Origin of the sequence: Haloarcula marina (genome assembly GCF_024218775.1) — an archaeon.
Taxonomy (GTDB): domain Archaea; phylum Halobacteriota; class Halobacteria; order Halobacteriales; family Haloarculaceae; genus Haloarcula; species Haloarcula marina.
In genome coordinates this window covers 1810259-1821587 of sequence record NZ_CP100404.1, presented here as the reverse complement: position 1 = coordinate 1821587, position 11329 = coordinate 1810259, and the positions used below count along the sequence as shown (strand labels likewise).

General features: G+C 58.9%; 17 protein-coding genes and 1 pseudogene. 16 read left to right on the top strand and 2 right to left on the bottom strand.

Going from position 1 to position 11329, the window contains the following annotated elements:
* Positions 1-5 precede the first annotated feature (5 nt).
* From NJQ44_RS09495 to NJQ44_RS09480, 4 genes and pseudogenes are all read left to right on the top strand, one after another.
* Complete coding sequence (locus NJQ44_RS09495) at positions 6-329, top strand: hypothetical protein (protein WP_254271107.1); 324 nt, start codon at positions 6-8, stop codon at positions 327-329.
* Positions 326-732 (top strand): annotated as a pseudogene (locus NJQ44_RS09490) (HVO_A0114 family putative DNA-binding protein). The gene NJQ44_RS09495 and the pseudogene NJQ44_RS09490 overlap by 4 nt, the downstream one beginning before the upstream one ends.
* Before the next feature lie 155 nt (positions 733-887).
* Entirely contained in the window at positions 888-1271 is a 384-nt protein-coding gene (locus tag NJQ44_RS09485) for a hypothetical protein (RefSeq protein ID WP_254271105.1), read from the top strand.
* Positions 1272-1487: 216 nt separating this feature from the next.
* Positions 1488-2408, top strand: a complete 921-nt coding sequence (locus NJQ44_RS09480) for a hypothetical protein (RefSeq protein WP_254271104.1) — start codon at positions 1488-1490, stop codon at positions 2406-2408.
* A gap of 27 nt (positions 2409-2435) precedes the next feature.
* Here the strand turns inward: NJQ44_RS09480 and NJQ44_RS09475 are convergent, their stop codons facing one another.
* Entirely contained in the window at positions 2436-2693 is a 258-nt protein-coding gene (locus tag NJQ44_RS09475) for a hypothetical protein (protein WP_254271103.1), read from the bottom strand.
* Positions 2694-3054: 361 nt separating this feature from the next.
* On the opposite strand from NJQ44_RS09475, the gene NJQ44_RS09470 reads away from it, so the two are divergent.
* Positions 3055-3903: a PDDEXK family nuclease gene (locus NJQ44_RS09470; protein ID WP_254271102.1), complete on the top strand. Its 849-nt coding sequence runs from the start codon at positions 3055-3057 to the stop codon at positions 3901-3903.
* A gap of 180 nt (positions 3904-4083) precedes the next feature.
* Here the strand turns inward: NJQ44_RS09470 and NJQ44_RS09465 are convergent, their stop codons facing one another.
* Positions 4084-4341 carry a DUF8053 family protein gene (locus NJQ44_RS09465; protein ID WP_254271101.1) on the bottom strand — a complete coding sequence of 86 codons (258 nt, stop codon included), beginning with the start codon at positions 4339-4341 and terminating at the stop codon, positions 4084-4086.
* Positions 4342-4495: 154 nt separating this feature from the next.
* On the opposite strand from NJQ44_RS09465, the gene NJQ44_RS09460 reads away from it, so the two are divergent.
* From NJQ44_RS09460 to NJQ44_RS09410, 11 genes are all read left to right on the top strand, one after another.
* The gene (locus NJQ44_RS09460) at positions 4496-4702 is read left to right on the top strand and encodes a hypothetical protein (RefSeq protein WP_254271100.1); all 207 of its coding nucleotides are present in this window, start codon (positions 4496-4498) and stop codon (positions 4700-4702) included.
* Between the two features lie 80 nt (positions 4703-4782).
* Positions 4783-6195, top strand: coding sequence for a hypothetical protein (locus NJQ44_RS09455; RefSeq protein WP_254271099.1), 1413 nt, complete (start codon positions 4783-4785; stop codon positions 6193-6195).
* 2 nt (positions 6196-6197) lie between these two features.
* Entirely contained in the window at positions 6198-6659 is a 462-nt protein-coding gene (locus tag NJQ44_RS09450) for a hypothetical protein (RefSeq protein WP_254271098.1), read from the top strand.
* A gap of 1 nt (position 6660) precedes the next feature.
* Positions 6661-7005: a hypothetical protein gene (locus tag NJQ44_RS09445; protein ID WP_254271097.1), complete on the top strand. Its 345-nt coding sequence runs from the start codon at positions 6661-6663 to the stop codon at positions 7003-7005.
* Complete coding sequence (locus NJQ44_RS09440) at positions 6995-7435, top strand: hypothetical protein (protein ID WP_254271096.1); 441 nt, start codon at positions 6995-6997, stop codon at positions 7433-7435. The genes NJQ44_RS09445 and NJQ44_RS09440 overlap by 11 nt, the downstream gene beginning before the upstream one ends.
* Positions 7436-7437: 2 nt before the next feature.
* Entirely contained in the window at positions 7438-7725 is a 288-nt protein-coding gene (locus NJQ44_RS09435) for a hypothetical protein (protein ID WP_254271095.1), read from the top strand.
* 82 nt (positions 7726-7807) lie between these two features.
* The gene (locus NJQ44_RS09430) at positions 7808-8197 is read left to right on the top strand and encodes a hypothetical protein (RefSeq protein ID WP_254271094.1); all 390 of its coding nucleotides are present in this window, start codon (positions 7808-7810) and stop codon (positions 8195-8197) included.
* Positions 8187-8666: a hypothetical protein gene (locus tag NJQ44_RS09425; protein ID WP_254271093.1), complete on the top strand. Its 480-nt coding sequence runs from the start codon at positions 8187-8189 to the stop codon at positions 8664-8666. The genes NJQ44_RS09430 and NJQ44_RS09425 overlap by 11 nt, the downstream gene beginning before the upstream one ends.
* Positions 8659-8883 (top strand): hypothetical protein, encoded by a 225-nt coding sequence (locus tag NJQ44_RS09420; protein ID WP_254271092.1) that lies wholly within the window; start codon positions 8659-8661, stop codon positions 8881-8883. The genes NJQ44_RS09425 and NJQ44_RS09420 overlap by 8 nt, the downstream gene beginning before the upstream one ends.
* Positions 8880-10565 carry a hypothetical protein gene (locus NJQ44_RS09415; RefSeq protein WP_254271091.1) on the top strand — a complete coding sequence of 562 codons (1686 nt, stop codon included), beginning with the start codon at positions 8880-8882 and terminating at the stop codon, positions 10563-10565. Before NJQ44_RS09420 ends, NJQ44_RS09415 begins: the two co-directional genes overlap by 4 nt.
* A complete protein-coding gene (locus NJQ44_RS09410) occupies positions 10558-11325 on the top strand; it encodes a hypothetical protein (protein WP_254271090.1) in 768 nt (255 codons plus the stop codon). The genes NJQ44_RS09415 and NJQ44_RS09410 overlap by 8 nt, the downstream gene beginning before the upstream one ends.
* Positions 11326-11329 lie beyond the last annotated feature (4 nt).

Sequence of the window (11329 nt, the reverse complement as noted above, 5' to 3'; positions counted from 1 at the left end):
TAGCGATGGCCGATGACGTCGCAGTGCTGGAAGATGAGATTCAGGCCTACGACGACGGAACTGTCGCTCGGATACGCATCCTCGATATCCCAGAGTCTGACCAGTATCCAGAAGAGATCAAATACGCCTTCCACTATGGTGAGGCCGGAGCCAACGACCAATCATCCGCTATGACAACCATCACGGCCCACACGAACTCCATATCGCAGGACAAGCATTCGAGATCAAATTCGACGGACTTCAGTCACACTATCAGGCCTGGCGTGTTGCACTCCCGCCCGAGAAACGTATCGAATGGTAGCAGACTGCACTCCCACACCAATCCATGACTCAAACGCTCCAAATCACGATCGGTACGCGTCCAGACCGCAAAGGTAAGAGGATACCCTTGTGGCTATTGACGCCGGAGAAGATATCGAATCCAAACCGTCCCGACTCAGTATCGAGAGTTTGGCGACGTTCGGCCGCCTCTTCCGGCCGACTAATCTGGAACTCCTAGAGGCGATTGTTGAACATGAACCAGACAGCATCCGCGAACTCGCTCGCCTTGTCGATCGGCATCCACCCGAAGTGACCGAAAACGTCCACGAACTCACCGACTACGGATTGATCGAGCTCGAAGATGTCGGGCGGGCCAAACGGCCTACTGTCTGGTACGACGAATTTGAATTCTCTGGTGATGTGCCACACCGCGGACTCAATACCGACCGCGACACTCCGATTGCACCGTAGCTCTCTATAAGTACTAACCGGTATCATTGTGACTAACTCAATCTCTCGACTGGCCATTTCGTTTCAGGGCTGAACGGGTGAATACGCTGCTCAGTAGATGTGCGTACTACCAACCGGTGAGAAGGCTTTTCCAGATCCCAACTGGAATTTTATGCGTGAAACGACGTGCCCTCCTCTCCACCGCTCTTGGGTGCAGTCTCACAATAACTGGTTGCCTCGACCTTGACGGAGAGCGGAGTGGAGAAGGAACGACCGTCGAAATCATCCCGAGGAACCACACTGATCAACAGGTCTCGCTTTCTGTAGCCGTCTACGCGAGAGATGGCTCCCTGTTACTCGATCACTCGTACTCGTTGCCAGCGGGACACGGTAACGAATCAAAGGGTGTCGAAAATCGCGTTGACCATCTCGTTGTCTCACGAGATGGTGGAGACGAGCTAAGACACGAATACGAACCTGCCGGGGATGACCTTCTCTGTTCGCACGACGGGGAAGACGTTCAAATCTTAGTTGAACCAGAAGACATCAGATTCACGTAATTGTGTTAACTCTCTCCTCTCCACAGCCCAAACCTTAGTCCACTGATTACCACGACAACCAAGAACCAAGAAATCCTCCGTCAATGCTGGGGTTTGGTCCTGTCAAATCGAATTATCACCTTCTAACAAAGGCGTTGTAATCCAGAGCAAGGTACGATGCATAGCTGGAACTCGATTCAAGAACGCCATGATTGGCAGAAATAATCACGTGATATTATGTATCGTCAGGGCCATCTTGGAGTTACCCTCGGTATCGCTAGCGCGGGGACTGCCTATCTGCTTCATAGACGATTCGATCAACAGAAGCAAAGGAAGACAGAAACCTTCGAAAAAAGACTCGCCAATCGAAGCCCTGTTGTCCTGAAAGGAATAGCTGCTGTCGCTACTGCAGGGCTTGTTTCAGGTATTGTCGATTACGACTTGTCGCTGGGACTGGGGCATCGCACTGTTACACATTCGTTGGCTACGGCGGAAGGCCTCAGACACTCCGTACCACGCATTGGCAAGCGAGTGGCCGATACATTAGACACAATATCAAAGCAATGGAATATCCCGTTTCTACGGGAATACGTCGCTCCGAGCATTAGAGAAAATGCTTCTCTCTTTGGAACTGCCATCACTTCGGGTATTGGTCTTCACGGTTTGGGAGATATTCCGACCCACGGTGTTGGTGGGTCAGCATTACAATTGCTCTGGCCGATTTCTTCCCATTCATTCACGCTTGGCCTTGTTTCATCGGTATCTCCACAATTGAATCTTTTATTATACCAGGTTGGCGTGGCTGTCGCAGTGGTGTCATGGGCTACGGTGCTCGGTCGTCTCATTTTCTCTAACGATGACTGGCAGAAAATCCGCCAGCCAGTCACCGATATTGCAGGCCGAGTAAAGGGTACCTTCTCGATAGCGAAATCAGAGTTGACTGAGATAATCGAAGCACTTAGAGCCCAGAAAGACGTGCTCATGCAGAGAGCGGGGACAAATACGCGTCCGAGGGGAAATCTTGGAAAAGGCCAGGCTCTAATAACAGACAAGTCAAAGTGGCGACATAGAAAGAGACAATCGCTGGCGAATGCGCCATCCCCTGCGAACGGACGTCGAGATATGATTCTGAATCGAGAATCACCGCCTCATTTTTGAAGTTGTAGCCGTGTTAGCATTGGTAGGTCACTCGTTCCCACCAAAGAGCTTCTTAGACATTTCCTCGTTGAAATTCGCACGTTCGCTCTCAATCTCTTCATCTGTCTTTATCGATTCCCAGTACCGCCAATTGTACGTGACATACCCCTCTTGCGTTTCTATGTGGAGATTCCCTTGTTCATCAAGCCTAAACTTGCCATCGCGGAATACCATATTTCGGCGCCCACTCTGACCATCATGCTGACCGAATACCTGCGCTTTCGCGAACTCTGTCGCTTCAGACATACTTGTTATCCGAAAGCAAGCTCAAAAAGTAAAGAGTGAGTAACGACTCACTCACCGACGTTGGGGGAACTACCGGTGTCTGCAGATGCTGTGCCTACAGTATTGCAAACTACATCAGGACCGGCAGCGGCCGACAGTGTACTGTAAGCGTCCCAACCATTCCTATCGGTGTTAGGATTTTATGGATAAGAAGGAGACACAAAGCTACGCTATTGGGGGTAAGTCGGCTCTGTTGAAACCTTCATCCGCTGATATTTTGTTGAAGGTGTGCTGGGCGCATTCCCCACTGGCACAGAGGTACAGGCGAGACCATTATGCTGTTTGAAATATTGATTTAAACCCACGCCCAGATTCGATTTGCATGAAAGGCAAGGTTCTGGAACAAATCGTCCAGAAGATACTCCTCAATCAAGGCTACGACCGGCTTAATCGAGATGACCCGAAGTTTGACCCGAGTACAGGCAAATTCGAGGGTCGTGGGGCGGACCACGAATTAGATGCGTTCGGTCAATACAAGCACTCAATCCCGTTTGTAAATCCGATTCGGCTGTTCGGCGAAGCAAAATGCTACAAACCAAACTACTCTGTCGGAGTTGATATCATTCGCGAGGCGATCACAGTCCGAAAGGACATCGACGAAAATTATGAGAGTCAATCAGGAGATCCAGCAGGTGACCGACGAGTGGAGTGTTTTGCCGTCTTTTCGACCTCAGGATTTTCATCTAGTGCCATCAAATTGGCGCGTGCCCACGGTATCTATCTGGTTCCGCTCGGACATCTCCGTCCTGTTGTAGATGAAATACTTAGACAGCATAATCCACAGACCCATAAAGAAGCTGAAAACGCCGTCAACACGTACTTTTCGGAAATTCAAAGAAATAGGTGGCATTTCGCGAGCATTACAACCAGCTACCCAGTCGCCCTGCGCGGGACGCTCCCCGAGGAAATGTTGTCGAATACTGACTCATTATTTGCTTCTGCAACGCTCACAGATAGTGAGGTATCGAATGCGACTCAGTTCCATATAGAGGACAATAAAACAGATTCACAGTGGAAGTTGACAACTGAGGTCCCGACTTGGATGCTTGAGTATGCTATCGATTGGTCTGAGGACGGATATTTATCACTGGTTATTCCGACGGTACTCAATGAACTTACCCGGCAGATTCGGGTTGAGCTTATTTCTGAAGATTTGGAATCTGTTTTGTAATTGATTTAGCTATGAGTCGGTGATGCTGCAATTATTTTTGATGTGCACGTGCTGAACAAAGAGTGGATTTGGGCACCGAGTGATTTGTTGACCTAATTGATAAAAGATTCATTACTGAAACGCGGAATGGACGATCCTCGCTTGCTGAATGTACCGTACTGACTACCTATCAACCTGTCCTCACTCACCCTGCCGACGTCCAAATACGTCCTCGTCTAGCATCCGTTCAGCAGCGATTCGTTGAATCTCCTCACACTCAGACAATTCTGGAATGTCGCCGTCACAAACCCGCACCACATAGGCGCGCTCCCCGAGGCGCTCGACCATGAGATGCGACTCATCGGGCTCGCCATCCTCATCTAGGAGGCCGTCACGGTCGAGGAACGATTTCGGAACCGTCACCACACCGGATCCGTTCCGGTTCTGAAGTTTCTGCATAGAGGAAGGGACATATCTGGACTATTAAACTTAGCTTCCATGGCGACGTTGGTGCACCAGCGGCGCATGTTCTGTACGCTCAGCGGGGAGTATATGGCTTAAGCCGTGGGTGAGCGGGCAACCCGCTGGGAAACAGCGGGCTAGTACCTCTACCATGCCTGACCACGAGTCTGGCGGCGACGAACCGCCGGATAACGCGGCTGACTCCGCACCAGGGCCGTTCCGAACAGAGTGGCGAAACATCGACGAGCGAGAGCGCGCCCGAATCCGTCACGAGGCGGGTGGCGCGAGTCGCGACCTCGACGCCGAACAGTATCACGAAACCACGGGTAGCGACCGGAACCGCCCCGAAACCGCATGAGAAAACCGATACTGGCCGTATTCCTCGCGCTGACCCTCATCGCATCGCCCGCTCTTGGGACCGCCTCGGCGGCCCCCGGAGTGAACTTCACTTCAGAGAAAGCACCGAACCCGACGTTCGTCGAGGACGAACTCACAATCGTCACCCACGACCGGGGCGAGATGGACGACCCACTGGAGTACTACAACGACTCCGGCGAAATCGCTCGTCTCCCGGCGACGGTGAACCAATCGCAGGACACACCCGTTGGCGTCCGCTTCGACAAGGTTGACGCTGACCGGTACACGCTGTTCCCACGCATCGACGGCGAAGTGGAGAACTCCGCAAACTGGACCGTCGCCTCCGACTGGACCACCTCCTCGGGTGCGTCCTCGTCGATGTCCATCACTGACGCCGACGCTGACGGCGTCGACAAACTCCAGTTCGCCGCCATGGTCGCCAGCACGGAGACCGCGACGGCCACCCTCTCGGACAACGTCAGCATCACCACCGACGCGAACAAGCGCGTCATGACCGGCGTCCTGAACGTCGACACCCTCGACGGTACGGCCGAACTCCGCGCCGTCGACGCTGACGGTGACTACCGCTACGCCGAACTCAACTCTTCGCGAGACGCCTCGAACGAGGCCGTCGTCGCGAACAGCACGGGCAACGGCATCGTTTTCCAACAGCGGATGTCGGACCTCCCGATGGGCGGGAGCGGTGACGGCACGTTCGACGGCATCCAGAAAGTCGAAATCGTCGGGCTCGACAACGACGTGACTGTCACAGTCGCGGGCCTCGACCTCGGCACGAAGAGCACGGACACGCTCGGCGAAATCCAGCGTGACACCGACAACGACGGCGACCTCGAAACGACGAGCGTCACGGACTACTACGAGGGCGGCGTCGCGAAGCTGACCGGCCTCGACACGATGGGGTCGGCCTTCGACAACGCCGTCATCACTGACCTCAAGGTCTACGATGTTCACTACCAGTTCGCCGACCTGACCGACAGCGACGAGTACTGGACGGAGTTCTCGTCGGCTGACGACTACAACTACCCACAGAAACTCGAACTGTACGGGGACATGGAGGTCCCGTCGGCTATCGACATCATCCACGGGACCATCTCGCTGGAGTTCGAGCAGGGCCTCGTCGAGTCCCGTTACGTGGTCGCCGAGGTCGCGACCGGTGCGGACACCGACGAGGAGTTCGGCAACCTCACCGACGAGGACGGTGCGTACTCCAGCGTCACGAGTTCGTTCGGTTCGCAGGGGTCGACGGCGACGTTCATCGCCGACGCCAGCGCGGACACGAACCACCGCGTCCACATGGTCGTCCTCCTCCAGAACGAGGAGGCCGACACGCTCCAAGACACGAGCATGACGGGCGGCCCGACTGACACCAGTAGCGGCGGGTTCTTCTCCAACATTTGGGGCCAGATTACCGGCGTTGTGGCCGCAATCGCGGGCGCTGTCGGCCTGAGCCGCCTCGTGGGCGGAGGGTCGTAACTGTGTCCGCGTCCGGCGCGGGCGGGAAACGTATCCGCCGTCTGTTCGACCGGGCCGCCGCGGCCGACAGCCTCGCCGGTATCATCCTCCAGGGCATCGGCGCGGTGTTCTTCGCCGCCGGGTCGGCCCTCGCGAGCGGCATCTTCACCGTCGCCGACGTGATTATCGTCCCGTTGTCGACGCTGACCGGTGCGGTCGGCGACCTCATCAACGCGATTTTCGGCGGGTCGGCGACGATTATCCAGTTCGGCGCACTGGGCACGGCGACCTCAATCGGGCCGGGCGGGATGTTCAACGTCGGGCCGCTGACGTTCGCGCTTGGAATCGGCGCGGTCCTGCTGGCGCTGTTGCTTGTCAATGCCTACATCTCAAGGCCTGAGACAGGGAACTTCGCTGTTGGACTGCCGTTCGACGTTCCCACGCCGTTTTTCCAAGGTCCCGAAGAGGACAACGAGGAAGAATAGCATGGTCCGAATCAGCGACTACATCGCCGCAGACGGCGTCTCCATCAAATGGCGCGAACTCGGAATCGTCCTGTTCGGCGCTGGCATCTTCGCCTACGTCCGCGGGTTCGTCACGGCGTTCCTGTCGCTGGTCGACATCCCGATAGGCCTGCTGTCGGGCTACACCGACTTTCTCGCGCAGGCCGTCGGCATCGTCTACGGCCTCCCGAGCGTCATCATTGAGCAAGGGTTTGCGGAAGCACTGCCGTTCGTCCTCGACGCCGGGTTCGCGGGCTACTTCGTCGCGCTCGGTATCGTGCTGGTGACGCTGTTCCCTATCGCGTGGGTGGTGTCTCGTGTCCGGTAGCAGTGACGAGACGCTGTTCACCCTTCGAGTGCCGGAGAACGTCGCCAAGACGCTATTTGCGTTCGCTCGGAACCCTGTCACGTACGTCGGCGCGATTATCTCCGGCTACATCGTCAGGTCGGTCCTGAACCTCGGCGCGTTCGGTGTCAATTCGGTCCTATCGGCGTTCGGCATAGTCGCCGGATTCTTCGACGGGATTCGCGTGACGCTCGTCAGAGCCTTCGGGAGCATCGGTATCGACCTTCTCGCGGCCTACCTGTCGGTACAACAGGTGATAGGGAGCGCTGTTCGGGTCGCCGGACCGGGCGGACCGTTTCTCGCTATCGGATTCACGGCAGTCACGCTGTACCTCGGCTACCGCGTAGCCGTCGCGCTCCTCGGCGAAATCCCGGTCGGGAGTAGCATCGTCGACCTGCTGGGGCTGAGATAGCCATGCAACGACTGAAACAACTCATTTCCCACCCGCTGACGGCTGGCGCACTCGGTCTGAGTGCCGTCGGGCAACTCGGGTTCGGGCTGTTCGAACCGCTCTGGAGCCTCGTCTCGACGACCTCGGGGATGTGGTTCCCGGCAGTTGCGGTGACGGCCGGAACAATCGCCCCGGAAATCGGATTCGCCGACCTCGGGACGAAGGTGCTCCTCGCGGCGGCAATCCTGTTTGTCGGCGTGCAACTGGACCGTCTCGCCAGCCGTGCGAAAACGTGGTACAACGAACGATGAAACGAACCAACCACTCGAAACAGACGGACAGAATCCCCTCACGGAGAGGGCGCATCACTCGCCGACCGGAAGGTGAGCGATAGTGCCGTACGGCCTCGACCTGTTGGCTGGCGCGGGCGCTGTTGCCGCCGTTCTCGGTCTCGTGTTCCTCGCGCGGTTCGGCGTCGCCTACGCCCGGTCGGAGGACCTCGAAATCGCGTGGGACAGGACGACAAAATGGGCGATGACGCTGGCGATGGGTCTCGGAGCGGCGGTCTCGGTGGGCCTCATCGAACTCGGGGCTGTCGTCTCCGGCGGCTTCGAGTTCATCGTCGGGCATCCGTTCGTTGTCTCGAACCTCGGCGTAACCGGCCTCGGCGCTGGCGCGCTGTCGGGACTGTTCACGCTCTCGACGGGCCAGTTCATCGGACTCGCGTTGATGCTCATCGGTGTCGTGTTCGTCTTCGGGAGGGTCGACGAGTATGTCGGGTAGGTTCCTCTCCGTCGACAGCGTCCGGCTGTCAGACCTCTCGCTACTCGGTTGGGGCGGAGTCTGGTTGTCGGTGGCGGGCATCAGCTACACTGTCCGCGAGGTCGTCCTCGCGAGCGTTTGGGGCGGACCGTGGATTGAGCCTATCGTCATCGGCGGCTTAATCGCGCTTCTCGGCGGAATCGGCGCTTACGAAAACGCTAGACCAGAGTGCCAATCGACGTGCGACCACTGCGGCGAGATAGTGCGCTCGCATTCTAGTCGTGACGCGACCGACGAGTTCGTCGAAGTTCACGCATCGGGAACGCCCCGTCGCGCCCGCCTCGGCCCGCTCTCGCTCGTCGTCGAGCGCCAGCAGAGCACGTTCGTCTACTGTTCGGGCGAGTGTGCCACCGCCGATGCGGAGTCCCGCGTCTTCATCGAGAGCATCGGCCACGACACCGGTATCACTGCGGAGGTCGCCGATGACTGAGCCGTATCCACTCCGGACACTGACCCATCCGGCGGTCGTCGACGATGCCGTAATCGGATTCGCGGCGCTCGGGGCCGGTGCATTCGCAGCCGGGTCGGCGACCGCGTCGGGGAGCGTCGGAGTGGTCGCCCCGTCGGTACTCCTACTCCTCGGAGGGCTGGTCCTCCTGAAACGCGTTGACGAATCCGCCCGAGAGGTGGCGCGACAGAACCGATGAAACGCGCGTCCATCGTGCTGGTCGCGCTGGCCGCTCTCCTCGTCGCCGCTCCCGTCGTCGGCGTCGTCGGTCTCGCCGACGCCCAACAGACGACCGGGAACGCGACGAGCAACGCCAGCGCCGACAACGGTCTCACGCTCGACGACCTCACAGAGACCGGGCCGCGGCAAGCGAACTCGCCTCCGAGCGTCCGGATGGGCGAGGAACAGTTCTTTTGGGCGGTCTACTGGCCAGCGAACAACCCGTTCGCGAACGTCGGTGCGACCGACGGCGGCGAGTACCTACCGCCGGGCCACACCGTCGGTCGGAACTCGGTGTATCTCCGGACGTGGACCTACGAGGACCAGCAGGAGACCGTTCACGTCGCCTACTGGCAGAAGGGTCAGAAGGTCGTCCAAGAGGGTAACACGACGACCACAGTCCCGGTCGCTCGGAACGTCACCCACGTCACCCACAACGTCACCTTCGAGCGCGGTCGGCCGACCGTCGAGATTCCACTCCGTCAGCACGACGACGAAGTTCGCGTGACGATGTGGATAGAGGGCAAAGAGTACGCACGATGGGCCAACTTCGGCCACCAGAGCATCGCTACCACGCAGTCCGTGGACATCAACAGCGCTGGTGACTACATCGCGAGCGTCATCGTCGACTTCCTCCTCATCATCGTCATCGGCGGGTTCGCCGTCGGGTTGGTCTGTAAGCGAGCACTCGACAGGGCGGGGAGAGGGCCGGGATACGGCTACTTCCCGTGGATACTGGCGCTCTCAATAGGGACCGGTCTCGGCGGCCTCCTGTTCTACGAGGGCATCGCGAACCTCGTCGTGAACGCGCAGTACATCGTCTCGCTGTACGTCGTCGGCCTGTTCGGTATCATCCTGCTGGAGACCTACACGAGCGGCGTCAGCACGGCCGGATTCGTCCGACCGACGCTCGAACACGCCGAGTCGCCGACCGGTGACGACGCGTTCGACATGGTCGACGCCGAAGTTCGCGAGGAGACAATCGTCCGCAAGCCGGACAGGACGGTCGCCGTCGTCACGCAGGGCGTCTTCCCGTTCCTCGCTCGCGTGTTCGGCAAGAGTGCCGAGTTGAAGAACGTCGAGCAACTCCGGACTCGCGTTCCGGTCAGCGGAAAGTGGGATGAGATGTTCCTCGTCGACCCTGAGTCCCCGGAACTGCTGTTCTACGAGAAAGAGGGCTGGACGCTCGACTGGCCGCCACTGGACCGTGTTCACGCTGGGGAGTGGCTGGCTATCGGTGGCGCGGTCATGCTGGCCGCGGCGTCGGTCTACACTGGCGTCGCCTCGGCGGTAGCCATGACTGCCGTCACAGGCGGCGGTCTCCTCGTGTGGCTGGCGACCCCGACCGACGGGAAAGCCGCCGTCCGACCCGCGCCGGTTCACCTTCGGACGGCGTTCGCGACGATGCTCCAGTACGCGGAGGACGTGGACGACGCCAAGCGGTTCGACGAACTGAAACAGAAACTCGACGGCGAGCGGATGCGCAAACAGCGCGACGTGGACCGCGAAGTCGCGGCCCACGACCGTACGCTCGTCGAGGGGATGTACGACCCCGACGAGAAAGTCCCGGCCGCCGACCTCGATGCCGAGACCGACGACGAAGTCACCGAGGGGAAACGGGACACGCCGCTCTCTAACGGCGAGGTGGCCGACGATGACTGACGCCGCCCCAAAGCCGTACCGTCCGGCACTCGTCACCCTCACTGAGGACGTTCGCGAACTCACGACGGAACTCCAGCACGGACTTCGCTCGGAAAAGCGCGTGCTGACGTGGTTGCAGGAGATGACCATCCGGACGCTCGGACGGTTGGACACGCGCGTCTACTCGGACATGACGCGCCAGTTCCGCGGGTCCCAAGGCGTCCTGCTGGCCGCGCTCGTCGTCCCGAGCAAGCGCCGGGGCGAGATGACCGACCTCGACGAGCGGAGGGCCGAGCAACTCCGAGAGTGGTTTCTCGCTCACTACATCCACCCTGCCCACCGGAACTCGTTTCGGCGACTCCGAGGTGATGCAACGGAGTACATCGACGCCGCCGACGACGAGGACGCTCACGAAGCCACACGGCAACGCTTAGTCGCGATGCGGCCCGCTATCTCCGAACTCGAAGAGTGGCAACAGCGGGCGCTCGGGTCGCTTCTCGACGGGTTCGAGGAGCGCGCGGAAATCCTCGACTGGGGCCACGACGTGCTCCTCGCCACACACGGCGAACTCGGCAAAGAGTGGGTGACGCGCGTCTATCGCGAACAGTCCACCGTCGAGATTCTGACCGGCGAGTCCGAGAAAGATGCACAGGCACGCCGCCTCTTCGCGGCGCACTACCTTCTGCCGACGTTCCGGCGTGGCGTCCGTGTTCTGAGCGGCCGCGCCAAGGAAAGCCCCGACGTGGGGCAGACAGACGATACGGAGGCTCCGGACTGGTGAGACG

What these genes read in the sequence shown, in the direction of transcription:
- NJQ44_RS09425 (WP_254271093.1), top strand. Translation starts at nt 8,187, where the DNA reads ATGTCGGGTAGGTTCCTCTCCGTCGACAGCGTCCGGCTGTCAGACCTC.
- NJQ44_RS09475 (WP_254271103.1), bottom strand. Translation starts at nt 2,693, where the DNA reads ATGTCTGAAGCGACAGAGTTCGCGAAAGCGCAGGTATTCGGTCAGCAT.
- NJQ44_RS09480 (WP_254271104.1), top strand. Translation starts at nt 1,488, where the DNA reads ATGTATCGTCAGGGCCATCTTGGAGTTACCCTCGGTATCGCTAGCGCG.
- NJQ44_RS09435 (WP_254271095.1), top strand. Translation starts at nt 7,438, where the DNA reads ATGCAACGACTGAAACAACTCATTTCCCACCCGCTGACGGCTGGCGCA.
- NJQ44_RS09445 (WP_254271097.1), top strand. Translation starts at nt 6,661, where the DNA reads ATGGTCCGAATCAGCGACTACATCGCCGCAGACGGCGTCTCCATCAAA.
- NJQ44_RS09420 (WP_254271092.1), top strand. Translation starts at nt 8,659, where the DNA reads ATGACTGAGCCGTATCCACTCCGGACACTGACCCATCCGGCGGTCGTC.
- NJQ44_RS09470 (WP_254271102.1), top strand. Translation starts at nt 3,055, where the DNA reads ATGAAAGGCAAGGTTCTGGAACAAATCGTCCAGAAGATACTCCTCAAT.
- NJQ44_RS09415 (WP_254271091.1), top strand. Translation starts at nt 8,880, where the DNA reads ATGAAACGCGCGTCCATCGTGCTGGTCGCGCTGGCCGCTCTCCTCGTC.
- NJQ44_RS09495 (WP_254271107.1), top strand. Translation starts at nt 6, where the DNA reads ATGGCCGATGACGTCGCAGTGCTGGAAGATGAGATTCAGGCCTACGAC.
- NJQ44_RS09465 (WP_254271101.1), bottom strand. Translation starts at nt 4,341, where the DNA reads ATGCAGAAACTTCAGAACCGGAACGGATCCGGTGTGGTGACGGTTCCG.
- NJQ44_RS09460 (WP_254271100.1), top strand. Translation starts at nt 4,496, where the DNA reads ATGCCTGACCACGAGTCTGGCGGCGACGAACCGCCGGATAACGCGGCT.
- NJQ44_RS09410 (WP_254271090.1), top strand. Translation starts at nt 10,558, where the DNA reads ATGACTGACGCCGCCCCAAAGCCGTACCGTCCGGCACTCGTCACCCTC.